The following is an 18,892-nucleotide window of genomic DNA, read 5'->3' on the forward strand; positions in this document are numbered from 1 at the left end:
TACCCACCCTATAGCGAAGCTGTCACCCCTGCACAAAACAACGCTCAGTTTGTTATAGTCCAAACGCCGTCACAGACAACCATATGGAACTCTGGCTGAGCGCGTAGGTCAGTTTCAGTTCTAGCCCAGTTTGCTGGGCAATTTTGCACTTTCACCTTCTAATTTAGCTGTAAAAATGGAAAAAGACTCAACAACTCGCTTAAAAATCTGGGATTTAAGCCTGCGCCTCTGGCACTGGGCGATCGTCGCCTTAATGATTTTTCTCTGGTATAGCGCCGAAGTGGCCGACGATTTAATGGAGTGGCACATGCTGGCCGGCCGCCTGACGCTGGCCCTGATCCTATTTCGCATTGTATGGGGGCTTGTCGGCAGCGATACCGCTCGGTTTAGCCATTTTTTACGTGGCCCCAAAGCCGTATTGCAGGAACTGCGCAATCTACTGCCGGGCGGCCAACTGCGCAGCAGCATTGGCCACAACCCTGCCGGAGGCTGGTCGGTGCTGGTGTTACTGCTGATAATTACAGCCCAGGGCGCTTCCGGGCTGTTTGCCAGCGACGACTATTTCTACGAAGGGCCCTGGGTGAGCTGGGCAAGCAGCGACTGGCAGGAACGTCTGACCGACTTCCACCATCTGGGCTTCAATCTGATTTTGGCAGCGGTGGTTATTCACCTGGCAGCCATTGTTCTGCACTCATTGCGGGGAGATCACTTGGTCGGCGCCATGATCACCGGCCGCCGGAAAATGCCAGCCGAGCGGGCACAGAGCTCATCACTGAAGTGGCAATCGCCCTTTGTTGGGCTGGTGGTACTGCTGATCAGCTGGCTGGTGGTATTTGCCAGTACCAGTAGTTAGGGGAGAGTCGGCGCACTTGGCGGCAGCGTTGCCAAATGCGCCAATTATCGATTAATCCTCTTTAAATTGGTCGTGGCAAGCCTTACAGCTTTTACCAACGGCCGAAAAGTTCTCTTTAAAGCCCGCCTCGGTTCCGGCATTTTCTGCCAAGGTAGCGGTGGCAGAAACAAAGTCGGCCAGGCGCTTATCGAATTCTGCTTTATCGCTCCAAATTTCCTTTTTCGCTTCGGAGCCCTGCACCGCACTTTCCAGCACGAAAGCCTGATCCGCTACCGCGGAGAGAGCGGCCAATACATTGGCGCTGGCAACCATCGCCTCTGCGTTGTAGTCGGCTTTGCCCTTCATCACCGCCCCCATCTTACCCATATGCGCCCCCACCAGGGTGAACAGGGATTGGCGATAGTGAACCTGTGCCTTTACCGGGTCTTTGGAATTATCTGCCCAAACCGGAGCAGCCAGCACGGTGGCACCTGCCAGCAGAGGTAATAACAGCTTTTTCATTACAAACTCCTATCAAATCTTATCATTAGGTTTTCTATTTTTTTGGAAGGTGGAAATCTATCGAAATCTGTAACCATCGATCAATACCGTGTTCCGCTTAACCATTGGCCGGGGCACAGAGTATCATCGAATTGTGGAAAAAAGTTGACCAAAATAGCGCAGAAATTTATCGCCGCGGAAAAAAAGCAATACCGACAATATCAAGCAGTATAACGCGGGCTCGGCAATATCCGCTTTTACCGACCACCAGTAGTGAATGCAAACCAGAATGGCAATAAGGTAGATGCAGTTGTGTAGCTGCTTCCAACGGCGGCCAAGCCGACGTACCAATTTCGGCAGAGAGGTCACCGCTAAAGCCATCACCAGCAGCCAGGCACAGAAGCCCACTGTGATATAGGGCCTTTTGACCACCTCAGAGAGCAGTGTTGACCATTGAAACTGCAGGTCGTAGGCAATGTAAATCGTCAAATGGGCACAGGCAAACAGTGCGCTATAAAGGCCCAGCGGCCGCCGCAACCGCATCAATGCAGACTGCCGGCTGTAGCGCACAAAAGGAGAGACCACCAGCGTCGCCAGCAGCAACTGCAACGCCGTGTCACCGTAGAGATGAATCAACGACTCCACAGGCTCACCGCCAATACGATCATTCAACGCCAGCCAATAACCCCGTCCCAGCCACCACCAACAGCCCAGATGCAATAGCAACTGCACAATTTTTACATGCTGGGGTTTGATGGCGTTACGGGGTAGGAGCTGACGAATCATCGACTGAATTACAAAACCGGAAAATTGAGTGATAGCGTTACCCGCACACGATTAAACTGGCGCGGGCACAACAGATTGGCGGGAACCGTATGATTTAAAAATATCGGCGCAAATCCATGCCGGAGTATAGCCCGGCCACCTCCGCCCCGTAACCATTAAAAAGCTGCGTAGCGATGCGGCTATCGGAGCCCAAGCCACCCTTGGTGATGCGACGCTCCTGGGCCTGGCTCCAACGCGGATGGTCAACCTGCGGATTAACATTGGCATAGAAGCCATACTCATCGGCCGCCGCCCGATTCCAGGTGGTCTCTGGTTGACTCGATTGCAAGCGAATACCAACAATCGACTTAATACTTTTAAAGCCATATTTCCAGGGCACCACCAACCGTATGGGGGCGCCGTTTTGCGGCGGCAAGGCCTTGCCGTAAACACCCACGGCCAAAATGGTGAGCGGATGCATGGCCTCATCCAGCCGCAAACCCTCGACATAGGGGTAACGAATACCACCGCCAAACATACGGCTGCTCTGCCCAGGCATCTGTTTTGGATCGTACAGGGTTTCAAAGGCCACATATTTGGCTGAGGAGTTGATGCCCGCCTTGGCCAGCAACGCCGACAGCGGAAAGCCTACCCAGGGAATAACCATCGACCACGCTTCGACACAGCGTAAGCGGTAAATGCGCTCCTCCAATGGGAAATTAAACAGATCTTCAAAGCCGAGTTCGATGGGTTTTTCCACCAAACCGGAGAGCTGTAACCGCCAGGGGTCCGCCCGGAAGTTTCTGGCGTTTTGCTGCGGATCCGCTTTATCCAGGCCAAATTCATAAAAGTTGTTGTAGGAGAGCACCTTCGATTCGCTGGTAAGCGGATCACTGATGGGGCTCGCCGGCTGGTAGCTGAGCGCTGCCCGCTCTGGTAACGAGGCTTCTGGTTTGTCGTCACCCAGCCAGCTCCACACACCCGCTTGGGAAGGGTTGGCCAGCAAACCACCCAAACCGACAAAACCCATCTGTTTTAACAACTGGCGGCGGTTGCGGTAAACCGACTCATCGGTTACCTGCGCCTCGGTTAACTCACCCGCCTGCTTGCTACGAATCAACATTGTTTTACCCTCTGCCGCCACTCTCTTTGGGACCCAGGCAGCCCTCCCGGGTTCCCGCCACTGGCCTCTGATTACAAACCTTCACGGTTTAGTGATCACCGCAACCTGAACCCTGCTACTGTAAAAGCACTTGTTTATAAGTACCGCTTAAAAGCTCCCTGCGTTAGGCAGCACTTCGCCCCAGCTGCCACATTCTATACCTGTGCCACATTTTGTGAGATAACAAAAAAGTCACAATGCCCATGGCCGACTCACTCCACCCCCCTATGTATATAACCAACAGCGAGCCTGCTCAGCTTTTTTCCTTCTAATTTCAAATTGCCGACGCCGTCGAAGTCCTCGATATGGGTCCAAGCCTGATGCGCTATTTGCCAGAACGCAAAGCGGATAAGCAGCTCTTCAAACAGTTTGATTTCACCTCGCCGGCCATCACTCATATTGAAGAGATTAAAGCGAAATTGCAGTGCATTGTGTTGTTGGCCGTAAAAGCGCGCAACGGTGGTACTAAGCGGCCAATTAATGCAATTGCAGCAGGAACCCGGCCTGCTATTTATTGGCATCCCCTGGGTGACCGACCTGCGCTCGCTAACCGACTTGGGTTTGAGCATGGAGGACTATTCACGCTATGAACCAACCACCTATCTTTTTTTATTGACCGAAGCGCAACGCTCGTCGCTGGAACAGAGTGAGACCATTCAACAGCAACTGCAAGCGCTCAATGAGTCGTTCACCAAACCGGTGGAGCGGCGTACCGCACGGCTCACACAAATTAATGAGGAGCTGCTTCGCTCCCAAGAGAAGTTGCACGAAGAGATGCGCCAGCGACAGGAGATGGAGCTACGCCTAGCGCAGAAAATGGAGGCCCTCGGCCAGCTGTCGGCAGGTATCACCCCCTAAATAAATAGTCCCATTCAATTTGTAGGTGACAGCCTCAATCTTCTGCAGGAGGCGGTGGCCGACATCCAATCCGCCAACCAGGCATACGAAGCGCTGATCGAACTCAACAACGAGACCCAGCAAAAAATTGCAGTCATTGAGCAACGCTACGACCTACGCTACCGGAGCAATCGGGTGCCGGTAAGCTTCGAATGGGCTCGCACCGGCATCAAGCGGATTAGAACCATCATTAAATCGATGAAGGCATTCCCTCACAATGAACAGGTTGAACGAAATTTCTCTGATATCAACCAGGGCATTGACAACACACTGGTGTGTGACCCGCTATGAATACAAAATGTGCGCCGAGGTAACAACCCACTACGACGAGTTGCCACCTATCTACTGCAGCATTGGGGACATTCACCAGTTTTTTTTACATTTAATTATGAACTCGATGCATGCCATTCAGGCGAACTTTGGCGAGCATCCCAAAACCCCACAGGGCAAAATCACGATCGCCACCAAACAGTTAAAAAAAACAGGCTCTCATCACCATCGCGGATAACGGCACCAGCATCCCCACGTCGATTATCGATAAAATATTCGACCCTTTTTTCACCACCAAGTCGGTGGAGAAGGGTTCCGGCCAGGGGCTGTCACTCTGCCACCGGATTATCTGCGGTCGCCACCACGGCAAAATTAAAGTGAGCAGCCAGCCCGGCAGTGGTACCGAATTTAAAATTTATCTACCCAAAAAGCCAAACCGAAAACACCGAGCAGAAGATCAGCAATGAGCAAACCTAAAGTTCTGATTGTCGACGATGAGAAGAATGTGCTCGAAAGCCTGCAGGACCTACAGCACAAAATTTAGAGCGTCCATACCGCCATAAGCGCCAAAGAGGGGCTGCAAAAGCTGACCGACGATGGACCTTTCGCGCTAGTGGTCAGCGACATGATATTATGCGAGAGGTTGACGGCGCCCAACTTCTATCGAAGGTGAAGGCCAGGAGTATAAGCACCATTCGCATACTACCCACCGGCCAGGCCAATGCCGAAGCAGCCAATCGTGCGGTCAACCAAGGCGGTGTTTATCGCTTTTTAATGAAGCCCTGCGAATCTGAAGATCTGCTTGCGGTTTTAGCGGACGCCTGCGAGCAGTAGCAGGCCAATCTGGTGGAGAGCGAACTGCTGCAAACCGCCTTATTGGCCAGCATGGAGGTGATCAGTGAGGTACTCAGTATCGTCAACCCCATGGCATTCAGCCGTAGTGGTGGCCCGCGCATCATTGTTACCAAGCTCGCCAAAGCTTTTAATGCTAGGGCCTGTTAACACAAATTTAACACCACTGCTGGAGGTCAGTTTTTTGTCCAGCTAGGCGCCAGACGTGCCATGTAGTAGGCCTACATAAGCGGCTGGCAACAACGCTGGGCAAAAAACTGGCCCCAGCCCGAAGGGTTGAGCCTGAAATGAGCTCGCTCGTTGTTGCTCACCGCTGATTTGGGCCCATCAAACTACGCGGCTCGCGCCTAGATCGAGCTCATTTCAAGCTCAACAGAGGTGCTAAATTTGTGTTAACAGGCCCTAGCGATTGGAAATTGCCGCCATGCTATCGCAGCTGGGTTGCGTCACACACTCTGGAGACCTGCTGGAAAAAGTTGACACCCGCACAAAATTAACCGAGGCAGAGAACAAACTTTTTAAAAATCATCCAGAAGTAGCCTACCACCCGCTGAACCGAATCCCTCACCTGGAGCAGGTCGCCCTGATGATTCGCAATCAAAATGATCTGCAAGCGCCCACAGTGGCGGAAGGCGACGCGCCCGAGTCGCTCTCCGAGGAAACTCTGCTCGGTGCCCAGATGCTATTTTTCGCCGGGCCTTATGAAGATTTACGCATAGCCGGCGCCAGCCATACCCAAACCATTGAAAGCCGAACAACCATTTCCAAGGCAAGTACAACCATTTTATTGAAGCCCTGGGTAGCGTCGGCGCGGCCATGGATGCGGTGTTAATTACCAAAACAGTGACCCTGGCCGAGCTGATGCCCGGCATGAGCTTAAGTGAAGATGCCTATTCCGAAGCCGATATACTGCTGATGACCAAAGACCAACGAGTGACCGGCACCGTCGTGGGCCGGCTATTGGGGTTTGCAGAGCGGCGGGGTGTGCGACAACCGTTTCGCGTGCAGGCCGCCAAGAGTTAAGCGCCTTCCCGGGTGACGTTTTAGCGTGCCGCAACGCTTGCTATGGCTCCACCAACGATTACACTGGCGGCCATGAAAAAATTCACTCCCTTTGCCATATTCTGGCAGTTTTTGGGCCTTGGCCTGATGAGCTTTGGCGGCCCCATCGCCCACATCGGCTATTTCCAAAAAACCTTCGTAGAGCGGCTGCGCTGGCTCGACCAAGCCACTTTTATGCAACTCACCACCCTCTGCCAACTTCTGCCGGGGCCGGCATCCAGTCAATTGGGCTTTGCCATCGGCCTTAAACACGGCGGCCTGGGCGGGGCATTGGCCGCCTTCCTGGGCTTTACCCTGCCCTCATTTATCTTAATGGCCTGCCTGGCCATCTACGCACCGGCAGAACAGCCATGGGTTCATACCACACTACTGGGGTTAAAGCTGGCAGCAGTGGTGGTGGTCGCCGATGCCTGCTGGAGCCTCTTTATCCGCTTTTGTGATACCCCGTATCGCAAAGGCATCGCCGCTGTCACCACCCTGGCACTATTGGTCTTTCCCGCCCAATTTACCCAAATTTTACTGCTGGCGGTGGCCGCCTTGGCGGGTGAAAAGCCCAACTGGCGTGCACTCACACAGCGCGCTGAAGGACGGCGTCGACCAGCAGTTAACTGGTTGTTTATAAGCTTTGCGCTGCTGTTGCTGGCCGGGCCACTGCTGGCACTGGCCGGCGGGCTCGGCCGGCTTTGGGCCGGCTTTTACCAGTCAGGCAGCCTGGTCTTTGGTGGAGGCCATGTGGTGTTGCCACTGCTACAGCAGTTTGTTGGCGACAGCCTGGATAACGACCACTTCCTGCTCGGCTACGCCAGTGTGCAGGCGGTGCCCGGCCCCATGTTTACCTTCGCCTCGTTTTTAGGCGCTGAACTAACCCCCAACCAACCCTGGTTGGGGGCCGTCACCGCCACTATTGCCATTTTTACACCGGGTTTTTTGCTGGTATTGGCCACCGTTAAAGGCTGGCAGAGCAGCTGGCAACAGAGCGCCCTGCAGCCGGTTTTCGCCCGGGTAAATGCCGCCGTGGTCGGATTGCTATTGGCGGCCTTTCTGCAACCGGTGCTGGTCACCGGGGTGACCAACGGAGTGGATACCACCGTGGCTGTGGTGGGGCTGATTCTGGTGAGAACCGTTAAGCTCTCTGTGCTGTGGCTGTTACTGGGGATGGTGGCCACCGCCTGGCTGCGTAGCTTTCTCTAAGCCACCGTCAGCACACCCATAAAAAACCGGGGCAACCTCAGTAGGCTGCCCCGGTTTGGTGTGGGTGCCGCACAGGCCGGCACCAACGTGTTCCGCCGCTTAGAGATTTTGCTCCAACCACTGTTTAATTTGGCTCTGCATCATGGCGCCGGACTTTTTCGCCGCCAATTCGCCACCTTTAAAGATCATCAGTGTTGGTGTGGCCATGATGTTGAGCGATTTGGCGGTCGCTTCGAACTCTTCCATATTGGCCATGACCAGCTTGAAGCGCTCCGGGTCTTCACCATGAATTCGCTCCAGGGCGGGGCCTACCATTTTGCAAGGGCCGCACCAGGGCGCCCACACATCAACGACTACCGGTGTTTCAGCCGCCAGTACCTCGGCCTGCCAGTTGGCGTCTGTCGCATTAATTGTTGTCATGAGCTTTCTCCTAGAATCTTTGAGCCTGGAATAAATGGGCCTTGAATGAATGGGCCGCATTGTCGCAGAGAACTGGGGCCAGCCCACGCAAAAGATGGCGATTGAGCCCATAGGCGAAAGCTATTGAACAGACAATCGCAATCTAATTTGGCTAGTCGAATAGCGGGGAGAACTCGCCAGTCAGCTGGTCCAGCTCCAACACACCACCGGTTTCTATCTCATAGAGCCAACCGTGCAGGCTCACCTGGTGGGTGGCCAGTTTGGCGGCGACTGAGGGGTGGGTGCGGATATGTTGGATCTGCAGCTTGATGTTTTCCCGGGTAATCTCATCAAGGTAATGGCTGGAGAGGTTACCGTGCTTCTCTTTTACTACGGCGGCGGCGGCCCGGCAGTGACCCAGCCACTCCCTGACGTGGGGCAGTTCGCCCAGGGATTCCGGCTCCAGCGCCCCTTTCATCGCGCCACAGTCGGTATGCCCACAGACGATGATATGTTCCACCTTCAATACCTCCACCGCGTACTCAATGGAGGCGGTCATACCACCGGTTTGATTGCTGTGCGGCGGGATGACGTTACCGGCATTGCGGCAGATAAACAGCCGGCCTGGTACGGTCTGCGTCAGCAAACAGGGGTCCAGACGGGAGTCGGAACAGGTTATAAACAACACTTCAGGATCTTGACCATTGGCCAGCTCGGCAAATTCAGCTTTGCGGCTGGGAAAGATTTTTTTCTGAAAGTGGCGCACACCCTTTAAAATGTTGTCCATTCAGTGCATTCCTATAACTGCAGCAGTAGTTAAGAGACGATGATTTCAGCGGTGCATTAGACACTGGCTGCTGCAAAAAGTGAACCGCTGTTAGACAATACTGTTTCCTTCCAAAAAAGCCGCCCACATGCGGCAAAAATGGAATTAAAATTAATCTCTTTAATGGTATCGATTTAATTTTACAAGTACTCTTGCCAACCGCTTTGGCTAACATGCGGCGGGTAAAAGTGCCTGTGGGTCAGGCGTAGAGCCGGCCGCCACCACAAAAGACCACAATGAATTAGAGTCTTTGGCCGAGCTCCTACCCACTTGCCCAAACCAGCAGTCTCGCAGCCCTGCCAGGCGATTAGGAGAACAACACAACGATAAGCCGGACCACCGGCAAGAAAACCAGGCCAAGCTAAAGCCATGGCCCATGTACAACAATTGGGGAACAAACAAATGAAGATCGCTATACCCAAGGAAGTCAAGCCAGGGGAGTGCCGTGTCGCCACCACTCCGGAAGTGGCGAAACATCTCCAGAAATTGGGCTACTCGATAGCTATCGAGAGCGGCGCCGGAGAGAAAGCCAAGTTTCGCGACAGTGACTATGAAGCCGCTGGCGTTGAAGTCATCAAAGATACCAAAGCCCTGTGGCAAGACGCCGACATCATTCTGAAAGTCCGTCCGCCCATGGACCATCCGGAACTGGACATTAACGAAATAGACCTACTGCACGAAGGCCAGACCCTGGTCTCGTTCATGTGGCCCGCCCAAAATCCAGAATTACTGCAAAAACTGGCCGATAAAAAAGTCAATGCCCTGGCCATGGATATGGTGCCGCGGATCTCGCGCGCCCAGAAGATGGATGCCCTCTCGTCCATGTCCAACATTGCCGGCTACCGCGCCTTAGTAGAAGCCGCCCAGCATTTCGGCCGCTTCTTTACCGGCCAGATCACCGCCGCCGGCAAGATCGACCCAGCCAAGGTACTGGTGATTGGCGCTGGCGTTGCCGGCCTCTCCGCCATTGGTACCGCCAAATCCATGGGCGCCATTGTGCGCGGTTTTGACACCCGCCCAGAAGTAAAAGAGCAGGTCGAATCCATGGATGCCGAATTCCTAATGCTCGACTTCGAAGAGGATGGCTCCGGCACCGGCGGCTACGCCAAAACCATGTCGAAAGAGTTTATCGATGCGGAGATGAAGCTCTTTGCCGAACAGGCGAAAGAGGTCGATATTATCGTCACCACCGCACTGATTCCCGGCAAACCAGCCCCAGAGCTGATCACCGAGGAGATGGTTAAATCCATGAAAGAGGGCAGCGTTATCGTTGACCTCGCCGCCGAACAGGGTGGTAACTGCAAGCTGACCGAACCCGACAAGGTGGTGGTCAAGCACGGCGTTACGCTGGTCGGCTACACCGATATGGCCAGCCGCCTACCCTCGCAGGCCAGCCAGCTGTACGGCACCAACATGCGCCACCTGTTGACCGACATGACCCCCGCCAAAGATGGCCAATTGACCGTCAACTTCGAAGACGAAGTGGTGCGCGGCGCTACCGCCGTGAAAGCGGGTGAAATCACCTTCCCACCACCGGCACCCAAGCTCTCTGCCGCACCGGCCAAAAAGCCGGAGCCCGCGCCTGTGGCGGCACCGGCAGAGAAGCCCGAGTCCAAAGGCGGCAGCCTCATCTGGTTTGCCCTCGGCGCACTGGCCCTGATCGGCCTTGGCGCCGGTGCACCAGAGTCCTTTATGTCCCACTTCACCGTCTTTGTGCTGGCCTGCTTTGTCGGCTACATGGTGATCTGGAACGTAACTCCGTCACTGCACACCCCGCTGATGAGTGTGACCAACGCTATCTCCAGTATCATCATCATCGGCGCCTTGATTCAGATTGACTCCCCCGACCCTTGGGTCATGTGGACGGCCGGAATCGCCATCCTCATCACCAGTGTCAATATTTTCGGTGGCTTTGCCGTCACCCAACGCATGCTTGCCATGTTTAGAAAGTAAGGGGAGAGAATCATGTTGTCTCAAGGTATGATCAATATCGCCTACATAGGCGCATCCATTCTGTTCATCCTCGCTCTGGGTGGACTGAGCAAGCAGGAAACAGCCCGTCGCGGTAACTATTTCGGCATGATCGGCATGGGCATTGCCCTATTCGCCACCATTGTGGGAATAGTAACCGCTAACTACGCACTACTCATCGGCGCCGTGATCATCGGTGCGGTGGTCGGCATCATCCTGGCCCGTAAAGTCGCCATGACCCAAATGCCAGAGCTGGTTGCCATACTCCACTCCGGAGTTGGTCTGGCCGCGGTGCTGGTGGGCTACGCCAACTTTCTGGAGCACGATGCCAGCCTCATGGGTGTTGAAAAGACCATTCACGATGTCGAAACCTACATCGGCATTCTGATTGGTGCCCTCACCTTCTCCGGCTCCATCATCGCCTACGGTAAGCTCTCCGCCAAAATCGGCGGCAAGCCACTGCTGCTACCGGCTCGCCACTGGTTCAACCTGATCCTGCTGGTAGTGGCTATTTGGCAGGGCTTTGCCTTTGTCGCTGCCAACGCAGCTGAAGGCGGTAACGCACTGCTACCACTGGCCGTTATGACCATTGTTGCCCTGCTGTTTGGTATTCACATGGTGATGGCCATCGGTGGTGCCGATATGCCGGTGGTGGTCTCCATGCTCAACAGCTACTCCGGCTGGGCCGCCGCGGCGACGGGCTTTATGTTGGCCAACGACCTGTTAATCGTCGTCGGCGCGCTGGTCGGTTCCTCGGGTGCCATCCTCAGCTACATCATGTGCCGGGCCATGAACCGCAAATTCCTGAATGTAATTTTGGGTGGCTTCGGTACTTCCAGCGGTGGTAGTTCTGCCGCCAGTGGCCCTGCCGGCAGCGAGGAGGACATTAAAGCGGTCGAAGCCGAAGAGGTGGCCAACATGTTGTTGGGCGCCAAAGAGGTGATGATTATCCCCGGCTATGGTATGGCCGTAGCGCAGGCTCAGCACACGGTTTATCAAATCACCAAAGCTCTGCGCGATAAGGGCGTGAAAGTACGTTTCGGCATCCATCCTGTGGCCGGACGAATGCCTGGCCACATGAACGTGTTGCTGGCGGAAGCCAAAGTGCCCTACGACATTGTCTTCGAGATGGAAGAGGTCAACGAAGATTTCCCGCAAGTGGATATTTCCGTGGTAATTGGCGCCAACGACATCGTTAACCCTGCCGCCAAAGAGGTTCCTGACAGCCCCATAGCCGGCATGCCGGTACTGGAGCCATGGCACGGGAAAACCACGGTGGTACTGAAACGAGGCATGGCCACCGGCTACGCAGGTGTGGATAACCCACTGTTCTATAAAGAAAATACCCGCATGCTGTTTGGCGATGCCAACGAAAGCTTGAACGAAGTTTATAAGGCAATCGTCGCCTAAACACCCTTCGGGCCGCTGCTTCAGCAGCGGCCCATTCTCCACCCCATAACATTCGCCTTTTGCATTCTTTTCGCGCCAGCGTTAAGTTGATTAGTCGTTGCCTAAGTTTGGCAGCTGGGTATAATCAAATGTTGCAATGCAGCAATAACCTGGTCGATGGCGCAATAAACTACACTTGCGGCTACTGTCAGGTATCAAACTAAAAACCAATCGGCACGCAATGATCGTTTGACACTGCAAGACCGTAAGAAAACAGATACAGGTATTAGGTAACAACCGATAGGTTGGATCGTAGTAATTATGGTTGTCACCTCACGGTAACGCGACTATCCCTTCGCCGAAGCGCTTAGAAATAGCCGAGCGACTGTGCTTATGCGCCTTTGGAGAAAAAAATGCTATATCACCTCTACGAGTTGAACCACGCCGTTCTTCATCCTCTCCGAGAAGCTGCCGGCCTCGGCAAAAAGCTCTTCGATTCCAAGTTAAACCCGCTGGCCTACACCTACCCGGGCAAATTGATCAACGCCAGCTGCGACCTATTTGAAAGCCTCACCCGCCGCTACGGCAAACCCGAATTTGGCCTGAAAGAGACCAAAATCAATGGGCAACCGGTCGCCATTACCGAAGAGATCGCCTGGGAGAAGCCTTTCTGCAGGCTGGTCCACTTCAAGCGCAACGAAGACGACATGATGAAGGCCTATGGCAAAGAGCACCACGACCCTCGTCTACTCATTGTGGCGCCACTTTCCGGCCACTATGCCACTCTTCTACGCGGCACTGTGGAGGCTTTTCTCCCAGAGCACGAGGTCTACATCACCGAGTGGGTTGACGCCCGCGATGTACCTCTTTATGAAGGAAATTTCGACCTCAACACCTACGTCGATTATGTGATTGAAATGCTTCAGGCGCTTGGCCCGGGTGCCAACGTCATGGCCATCTGCCAACCAGGCCCCCCTGTTCTGGCAGCAATCTCGGTGATGTCCGAAGACGACGATCCAGCCCTACCAGCGACCATGACCTTTATGGGTTCACCCATCGATACCCGAAAATCGCCCACCGCCCCCAACCACCTGGCCAAAACTCGGCCTTATTCCTGGTTTGAGAACAACGTTATCTACACGGTGCCGATAAATTACCAGGGCGCATTTAGGCGGGTCTATCCAGGCTTTCTGCAGCTGACCGGTTTCATCACCATGAATACCGAGAACCACGTAAACGCCCACAAGGATTACTTCAACCACCTGATTGAAGGCGATTGTGACAGCGTGCAGAAGCATCGGGAGTTCTACAACGAATATCTCTCGGTGCTTGATCTCACCAAAGAGTTCTACCTGCAGACCATATCCGAGGTATTCCAGAAGCACTCTCTCGCCGTTGGCGAGTTCTACCACAATGGCCGACTGGTTAAACCGGAAACAGTCACCAAAGTGGCGCTAATGACGGTAGAGGGAGAGAACGACGATATCTCAGGTATTGGCCAAACCCAGGCGGCTCACGATCTTTGTAAAAATATCCCACAAGAGATGCAGTTCGACTACATCCAACCGGGTGTTGGCCACTATGGCGTGTTTAACGGCAAACGCTTCCGCACCGAGATACAGCCGCGCTTACGGGACTTTTTCCGCTCCTTTTTTGACGTTAACAAGGAGGCTGCCCTGCGTAAGGAGCAGGTCGAAGCCAAGGATAAAGAGACCAAGGCCGCCTAAGCTAAGAGAAGCGCTCTGACAAACAGAGCGCTAAACAAGAGCCATAAAAAAACCCGCTTCGCGCGGGTTTTTTTATGGCTCTTTACATCAGAGTAAAGAGTAATGTCTTGCTAACGCTAAAAGATCTCGCCATCAGGCACCAACGATACCTGCATAACATTAGCTGAACGAGCGGCATCAGCCACAGCCACATAAACTCCGGCTTCAGACTTCACATCGGCCTTAATAATCACACTGGCTTTAGGGTTTTCAGCGTGCATACGTTCAATAATAGAGCGAATTGAACGGGCGTCTACACGACGGCCATCCATGATGATGTCGTTGTTGGCGGTTACTTTAACCAAAATATTGGGTGGCTCGTCCGGGTCTGCTGGTGGCGGATTTTCTGGTACTTCCGGCATATTCAGATCCAGGCCAATTTCCTTAACAAAGGATGCCGTCACAATAAAGAAGATCAGCATAATAAACACCACATCAAGCATGGGTGTTAAATCGATTTCGGCTTTCTCTTCTGCGTCACCGTGTCTACGTCTTCGGCTCACAGTTGCTCCCCTCGTAAAACTGTTATTTCATTCGTAATTGTCGCCTGAGCAACCAGGCCACATCTTAGCAGCTTTGCTGAAAATGTCCTCAACAAATTGATGACGGTTAGATAACACACACAATTGAGGTGCAACCACAGTCAGCAGCCAAGCCCCCAGCAAAGCAATTGGCATACCAGCAGTGTAAAGAGTCTTAAATAGCCCCGCGGGGGCTGGAGGAGAAGCGCCGCCCATTGGGCGGCGCAGCTGTTATACCCGTTCCAGCAGCGCGGCGATGCCCTGACCGCCGCCAATACAGAGCGCAACCATGGCGTAGCGGCCACCAGTACGCTGCAGCTCGTGCATGGCTTTGATGGCAAGAACAGCCCCGGAAGCACCAATAGGGTGCCCCAAAGAGATGCCTGAGCCATTGGGATTGACCTTTTCACTGGGCAGGTTCAGCGCCTTGACCACACCCAACGCCTGGGCTGCGAAGGCTTCGTTCACCTCCCACACGTCGATGTCATCCACATGCACACCGGTTTTGGCCAGAATCTTATCGATGGCTGGTACCGGCCCCATACCCATAAATTTCGGATCGACGCCAACCAGGGCATAGCTCACCAACCGAGCCATCGGCATTAAACCTCGCGCCTGCACCGAAGCCCCACTGGCCAACACCACCGCTGCGGCAGCATCGTTGATGCCGGAAGCATTACCAGCGGTTACCGTACCATCGGCTTTGAATACCGGGCGCAGCTTCGCGAAATCATCAATGGTAGCGTCAAAGCGAACATGCTCGTCCTGAACTACACGCTCAACACCTTTGCGACCTTTAATCTCGATAGGCAAAATCTGTGAATCGAAAAAACCAGCCTTGATAGCCGCCTCAGCCCGCTGGTGACTCTGCAGTGCCAGTTGATCCTGCTCCTCGCGGGAAATTTTCCATTCGGCGGCAATGTTTTCAGCGGTAATACCCATGTGCACATTTTCTATCGGACAGGTTAGCGCGCCAGTCATCACATCCACCATCTGTGCATCACCCATGCGAGCACCAAAGCGGGCGCTGGGCAACCAGTAAGGCAGGCGACTCATCGATTCGGCACCGCCAGCAACCACCGTTTCACAATCGCCCGCCAAAATCATTTGCGCGGCACTCACAATGGATTGCAAACCGGAACCACACAAGCGATTAACGGTAAGTGCCGGAACGGTTTCAGGTAAGCCGGCATTAATGGCGCAGACGCGGCTCAAGTACATATCACGACGGTCAGAGTGGGCCACATTACCCATCACACAGTGGTCGATATCAGCGGCTTTAACACCCGAACGGGCAACCGCTTCTTTTACCACCTGGGCCCCCATATCAGTGGGAGCCACTGATTTTAAACTGCCACCAAAATCACCTATTGCCGTACGAACACCATTCACCAGATAAACTTCGCGGTTTTCCATAGCTACCTCGTATTTCGCTACACAAAAAATAGTACTTGAATAGCCCGCTTACATTGCGGACCAGGAGAGGGCCCCGCCTATGCGCCGTGCGCATATAGATAGCAGTTGGACCATAAAAACGAACAAGCAGGGTACTGAATTAACAGCCGCGGCCAGACAAAAAAGAGATGATGAACACACACGTAGTCCCCCGCACGTGTAAAGCCGACGTTGTAGTAGACCCTTCCCCTCCAGGCCGGCGAGAGATTGCCGCTGGACTCTAATCTTCTTTATAAAGCAACCAGTGGCTTGGAGGGCCGCGCATCTTGTATGTTTTTTAACCTGAATGCAAGTATTTATGGCCCGTTTTTGATCAAGTTAGTCATCAAACTGGGGCCTCGCACCAACCTGGAACACAACAGCGGTAAAAGAGGTATTGCAGACAACAACCGGCGTCGATAGACAATTCTCAAACGACAGTTTCCAACCAAGCTCTTCCACGAAAATAATAAAGCGATGTTTACAGGCCTACCCAGCTGAGACTGTTCCGAAAATCGATAGCGCATGGCTGGCCTTCTCTTCCATCGCACAGGCAATTTGGGTGAAACGGTTAAAACGATGAAAAGTCGACTGGCCGACTGTTTGGGGGGCTTCGCCAAAGCCGTCAGCTTGATAAACAACCATGCGAAGACCTAGCAGGAGAACTTCTGCAAATGCAATGACGGGCCAGATTAAATCTTTGTGCCACTTGCATCGACTTAAATAGCCGCAGGAATTACCACGATGTTAAATCGTTAGCTACAAAGCGCTGGTGCCCGGCGGCCATAAATCACGGATTAAACCAATTGACATCATCCAAATGGCAAACCAGAAAATTCACCGCTCCGCCCCAGTTAGACTTCGTGTGAGGCATTCCCTCTTTATATGAGTGTTTAATGGAGACCAATGATTCGGGAAAAGCCTAATAAAGGAGGAAGAGTTTAAACCACTACTCAGAAAACAGGTCGCTGTTGCAATACAGATGGTTCAATCGTTAATTAAAGAGAGAGTAAAAATCCAATTCTCCGCCATCATCCGGAATCGACAACCGCACACTACACTAATCGACGAAATCTGCCCGCACGAATGTCGCCGGCTAATTATCTGTACGTTTAATAGTGAATTAATTCTGCTCGAAACAAGATTCGCCATCTATAACAGAGTCTTTTAGGGGGGGGGAGCTGCTGGTAAGGTATGAGGCTGCAACCCGCTATAGGATTGAAAGACGCCAACTCAACCAGCTACGCCGGCAATTTTTTCCTGGTCAATCGACCCTTAAGACTACTGTCGCCTCCTGGCAGGCCATTATCCTCAAATAGATAACCGCGTAATTCAAACTGATTTAGCTAAAGCCTCAATGTCGAAGCACGGTAACGCATGTATCTGAACGCCAATGCGGTCTTAAGTTACTTCCGGCTCTAACCACCCCCCAGCCATTCACTAATTGAATATGCCTCCCCTTTAAAATATCGAATATCCAGATGGCCACCGAATCACAGCATCTAAACCCAACGCATCGCCTCATTAAAGCTCGATCTAGGGGTGATATACGATTGCGGACCGGAGTAATTAGCCAACTAAAAAACGAGAATTAGGATAATGGAGGGTCGATCATCCAAATAGTCCTGTAATCGGGATAATTGCCGTTATTCAAACTCCCAAGCGGCATCGACCATTTCCGCGAGCTAAGTCAGGAGTGAAACAGGATGTACCGAAGCTGAATAAATTTGCGGACTAACATTGAAAATTGCGCTGGCTCTCTATAAATATGCCGCCTCAGTAGCTTCTCTGGGCTGGCTAAAGCAGATCTTTAAAAAATGGATAAATCAAAAATCGGTGCGCTTTACTTAAAGAGGTATTAATTTGCTTTTACCCGGCAAGCGAAACTTTTAATTTCCCCGATTTCTCAATTTTTCACTTCAATGATGTAAAAAATTTGAATTTTTCTAAAAATATTCCGTTTTTATGTTCTCTTTTTTTAAAAATTGGTCTATTTTCAAGCAAAGTGCTTGAATTTTTTCTATAAATGCTTAACTTATGTCGCATTATTAATCCTCCCAAGGCACTTTTTTAATTTTCACAAAGGAAACCCACTATGGCTGCACGCAAAGCAATCGCGGTAGATCCTGTAGCTAAGCTTGAACAGGAACTCGCGGCACTCAAAACTCAGCTCACCAAGGCTCGCGCCAAGCAAGAGGCTGATCTTGCCAAAGAAGTTACCAAACTTGCGGCGGCGGCCAAAAAAGCCGCAATGGATAGCGCTAAAGAAAAAACCAAATTGGCAGCTGCCCGTAAAAAGAAAACCCCCGCTGCTGCTAAAATGGCAGCTACTGCCAAAGCAGCTGTAGCAACCGCTAATACCAAGGCTGGCGAAGCCAAAGCGGCTTTGGCCACCGCCAAAGCCGAACTTGCCCAATTAAAGACAGCCAACAAAGCCGCCAATGCCCTGGCAAAAGCTCAGAGCCAGGAAGCCGCTAAAATCGCCAAAGCCAAATCTATAAAAGAGAAGGCTGCAGCCAAAAAAGCAGCCGCTGCAGCTAAGATTGCAGCTAAAAAAGCTGCTATAAAAGAGAAGGCCGCTGCCAAGAAAGCCGCTGCTAAAGCTAAGATCGCAGCTAAAAAAGCCGCGGTAAAAGCCAAGGCCGCCGCCAAAAAGGCGTCTATAAAAGAGAAAGCCACCGCTAAGAAAGCCGCCGCTAAAGCCAAAGCAGCAGCGAAAAAGGCCGCGATCAAGAAGAAAGCAGCTCCCAAGAAGAAAACAGCCGCTAAAAAGGTTGTTGCCAAAAAGGTCGCCGTGAAAGCAGCAGCACCAAAGAAAGAAGCCGCTCCCAAAGCAGCGCCTAAGAAAGCAGCCCCTAAGAAGGCCGCTGCCAAAAAAGCCCCTACAAAAGCTCCAGCCAAACGTCGTGGCCGCCCACCTAAAGCGCCTGCAGCTAAAGCCGCAGCACCCGCCGCGACCGCCACTGCAGCCAAAAAGCGCCGTGGTCGCCCACCAAAGGCTAAAGCTTAATCCCCAAAAAAAGGCCAGTTTATCTGGCCTTTTTTTGTTCTTCT

20 protein-coding genes are annotated in these 18,892 nt (G+C 52.8%); 13 read left to right on the forward strand and 7 right to left on the reverse strand.

The features are described 5' to 3' along the window. Nucleotides 1-175: 175 nt before the first annotated feature. A complete protein-coding gene (locus SBL51_RS12150; protein ID WP_317931232.1) occupies nt 176-853 on the forward strand; it encodes a cytochrome b/b6 domain-containing protein in 678 nt (225 codons plus the stop codon). Nucleotides 854-904: 51 nt separating this feature from the next. Here SBL51_RS12150 and SBL51_RS12155 read toward each other — a convergent pair whose 3' ends face one another. The 3 genes from SBL51_RS12155 to msrP form a co-directional block, all read right to left on the reverse strand. Further along, nucleotides 905-1,354 (reverse strand): cytochrome c, encoded by a 450-nt coding sequence (locus SBL51_RS12155; RefSeq protein ID WP_317931233.1) that lies wholly within the window; start codon nt 1,352-1,354, stop codon nt 905-907. A gap of 123 nt (nt 1,355-1,477) precedes the next feature. After that, the gene (locus SBL51_RS12160) at nt 1,478-2,119 is read right to left on the reverse strand and encodes a protein-methionine-sulfoxide reductase heme-binding subunit MsrQ (protein ID WP_317931234.1); all 642 of its coding nucleotides are present in this window, start codon (nt 2,117-2,119) and stop codon (nt 1,478-1,480) included. 94 nt (nt 2,120-2,213) lie between these two features. Continuing rightward, on the reverse strand, nt 2,214-3,221 hold the full coding sequence (gene msrP, locus SBL51_RS12165; RefSeq protein WP_317931235.1) for a protein-methionine-sulfoxide reductase catalytic subunit MsrP: 1,008 nt from the start codon (nt 3,219-3,221) through the stop codon (nt 2,214-2,216). A gap of 498 nt (nt 3,222-3,719) precedes the next feature. Here msrP and SBL51_RS12170 point away from each other — a divergent pair, with 498 nt between their 5' ends. The 8 genes from SBL51_RS12170 to chrA all read left to right on the forward strand — a co-directional run bounded on the left by SBL51_RS12170 (nt 3,720) and on the right by chrA (nt 7,532). Beyond that, nucleotides 3,720-4,118, forward strand: a complete 399-nt coding sequence (locus SBL51_RS12170; RefSeq protein ID WP_317931236.1) for a hypothetical protein — start codon at nt 3,720-3,722, stop codon at nt 4,116-4,118. 54 nt (nt 4,119-4,172) lie between these two features. Continuing rightward, nucleotides 4,173-4,448 carry a hypothetical protein gene (locus SBL51_RS12175; protein WP_317931237.1) on the forward strand — a complete coding sequence of 92 codons (276 nt, stop codon included), beginning with the start codon at nt 4,173-4,175 and terminating at the stop codon, nt 4,446-4,448. 200 nt (nt 4,449-4,648) lie between these two features. Continuing rightward, nucleotides 4,649-4,894, forward strand: coding sequence for an ATP-binding protein (locus tag SBL51_RS23285; protein WP_411860481.1), 246 nt, complete (start codon nt 4,649-4,651; stop codon nt 4,892-4,894). 166 nt (nt 4,895-5,060) lie between these two features. Continuing rightward, the gene (locus tag SBL51_RS12180; protein ID WP_317931238.1) at nt 5,061-5,261 is read left to right on the forward strand and encodes a hypothetical protein; all 201 of its coding nucleotides are present in this window, start codon (nt 5,061-5,063) and stop codon (nt 5,259-5,261) included. Nucleotides 5,262-5,273: 12 nt separating this feature from the next. After that, nucleotides 5,274-5,429, forward strand: a complete 156-nt coding sequence (locus tag SBL51_RS12185; RefSeq protein WP_317931239.1) for a hypothetical protein — start codon at nt 5,274-5,276, stop codon at nt 5,427-5,429. A 259-nt stretch (nt 5,430-5,688) separates the two neighbouring features. Beyond that, complete coding sequence (locus SBL51_RS12190; protein ID WP_317931240.1) at nt 5,689-6,111, forward strand: HD domain-containing phosphohydrolase; 423 nt, start codon at nt 5,689-5,691, stop codon at nt 6,109-6,111. Then, nucleotides 6,096-6,302: a hypothetical protein gene (locus SBL51_RS12195; RefSeq protein ID WP_317931241.1), complete on the forward strand. Its 207-nt coding sequence runs from the start codon at nt 6,096-6,098 to the stop codon at nt 6,300-6,302. The genes SBL51_RS12190 and SBL51_RS12195 overlap by 16 nt, the downstream gene beginning before the upstream one ends. Nucleotides 6,303-6,344: 42 nt before the next feature. Further along, the gene (chrA, locus tag SBL51_RS12200) at nt 6,345-7,532 is read left to right on the forward strand and encodes a chromate efflux transporter (protein ID WP_317931242.1); all 1,188 of its coding nucleotides are present in this window, start codon (nt 6,345-6,347) and stop codon (nt 7,530-7,532) included. A 99-nt stretch (nt 7,533-7,631) separates the two neighbouring features. Here the strand turns inward: chrA and SBL51_RS12205 are convergent, their stop codons facing one another. Both SBL51_RS12205 and SBL51_RS12210 read right to left on the reverse strand, forming a co-directional pair. Next, nucleotides 7,632-7,952: a thioredoxin family protein gene (locus SBL51_RS12205; protein ID WP_317931243.1), complete on the reverse strand. Its 321-nt coding sequence runs from the start codon at nt 7,950-7,952 to the stop codon at nt 7,632-7,634. Between the two features lie 151 nt (nt 7,953-8,103). Beyond that, a complete protein-coding gene (locus SBL51_RS12210) occupies nt 8,104-8,718 on the reverse strand; it encodes a carbonic anhydrase (protein ID WP_317931244.1) in 615 nt (204 codons plus the stop codon). 441 nt (nt 8,719-9,159) lie between these two features. Here SBL51_RS12210 and SBL51_RS12215 point away from each other — a divergent pair, with 441 nt between their 5' ends. From SBL51_RS12215 to SBL51_RS12225, 3 genes are all read left to right on the forward strand, one after another. Continuing rightward, a complete protein-coding gene (locus tag SBL51_RS12215; RefSeq protein ID WP_317931245.1) occupies nt 9,160-10,710 on the forward strand; it encodes a Re/Si-specific NAD(P)(+) transhydrogenase subunit alpha in 1,551 nt (516 codons plus the stop codon). A 15-nt stretch (nt 10,711-10,725) separates the two neighbouring features. Further along, entirely contained in the window at nt 10,726-12,138 is a 1,413-nt protein-coding gene (locus SBL51_RS12220; RefSeq protein ID WP_317931449.1) for an NAD(P)(+) transhydrogenase (Re/Si-specific) subunit beta, read from the forward strand. A gap of 392 nt (nt 12,139-12,530) precedes the next feature. Further along, a complete protein-coding gene (locus tag SBL51_RS12225) occupies nt 12,531-13,844 on the forward strand; it encodes a polyhydroxyalkanoate depolymerase (RefSeq protein ID WP_317931246.1) in 1,314 nt (437 codons plus the stop codon). Nucleotides 13,845-13,960: 116 nt separating this feature from the next. Here SBL51_RS12225 and SBL51_RS12230 read toward each other — a convergent pair whose 3' ends face one another. Together SBL51_RS12230 and bktB are read right to left on the reverse strand one after the other, a co-directional pair. Further along, on the reverse strand, nt 13,961-14,386 hold the full coding sequence (locus SBL51_RS12230) for a biopolymer transporter ExbD (RefSeq protein ID WP_317931247.1): 426 nt from the start codon (nt 14,384-14,386) through the stop codon (nt 13,961-13,963). Between the two features lie 249 nt (nt 14,387-14,635). Beyond that, nucleotides 14,636-15,820, reverse strand: coding sequence for a beta-ketothiolase BktB (bktB, locus tag SBL51_RS12235; RefSeq protein ID WP_317931248.1), 1,185 nt, complete (start codon nt 15,818-15,820; stop codon nt 14,636-14,638). 2,113 nt (nt 15,821-17,933) lie between these two features. On the opposite strand from bktB, the gene SBL51_RS12240 reads away from it, so the two are divergent. After that, complete coding sequence (locus SBL51_RS12240; protein ID WP_317931249.1) at nt 17,934-18,848, forward strand: hypothetical protein; 915 nt, start codon at nt 17,934-17,936, stop codon at nt 18,846-18,848. Nucleotides 18,849-18,892 lie beyond the last annotated feature (44 nt).

The organism is Halioxenophilus sp. WMMB6 (assembly GCF_033283405.1).
In the GTDB taxonomy this organism is placed as follows: Bacteria; Pseudomonadota; Gammaproteobacteria; order Pseudomonadales; family Cellvibrionaceae; genus Halioxenophilus.

Bases quoted from the DNA above. Each gene is read 5' to 3' on its own strand.
- SBL51_RS12160 (WP_317931234.1), bottom strand. From the start codon at position 2,119: ATGATTCGTCAGCTCCTACCCCGTAACGCCATCAAACCCCAGCATGTA.
- SBL51_RS12240 (WP_317931249.1), top strand. From the start codon at position 17,934: ATGGCTGCACGCAAAGCAATCGCGGTAGATCCTGTAGCTAAGCTTGAA.
- bktB (WP_317931248.1), bottom strand. From the start codon at position 15,820: ATGGAAAACCGCGAAGTTTATCTGGTGAATGGTGTTCGTACGGCAATA.
- SBL51_RS12150 (WP_317931232.1), top strand. From the start codon at position 176: ATGGAAAAAGACTCAACAACTCGCTTAAAAATCTGGGATTTAAGCCTG.
- SBL51_RS12205 (WP_317931243.1), bottom strand. From the start codon at position 7,952: ATGACAACAATTAATGCGACAGACGCCAACTGGCAGGCCGAGGTACTG.
- SBL51_RS12225 (WP_317931246.1), top strand. From the start codon at position 12,531: ATGCTATATCACCTCTACGAGTTGAACCACGCCGTTCTTCATCCTCTC.
- SBL51_RS12195 (WP_317931241.1), top strand. From the start codon at position 6,096: ATGGATGCGGTGTTAATTACCAAAACAGTGACCCTGGCCGAGCTGATG.
- SBL51_RS12155 (WP_317931233.1), bottom strand. From the start codon at position 1,354: ATGAAAAAGCTGTTATTACCTCTGCTGGCAGGTGCCACCGTGCTGGCT.
- msrP (WP_317931235.1), bottom strand. From the start codon at position 3,221: ATGTTGATTCGTAGCAAGCAGGCGGGTGAGTTAACCGAGGCGCAGGTA.
- SBL51_RS12180 (WP_317931238.1), top strand. From the start codon at position 5,061: ATGCGAGAGGTTGACGGCGCCCAACTTCTATCGAAGGTGAAGGCCAGG.
- SBL51_RS12215 (WP_317931245.1), top strand. From the start codon at position 9,160: ATGAAGATCGCTATACCCAAGGAAGTCAAGCCAGGGGAGTGCCGTGTC.
- SBL51_RS12210 (WP_317931244.1), bottom strand. From the start codon at position 8,718: ATGGACAACATTTTAAAGGGTGTGCGCCACTTTCAGAAAAAAATCTTT.
- chrA (WP_317931242.1), top strand. From the start codon at position 6,345: ATGGCTCCACCAACGATTACACTGGCGGCCATGAAAAAATTCACTCCC.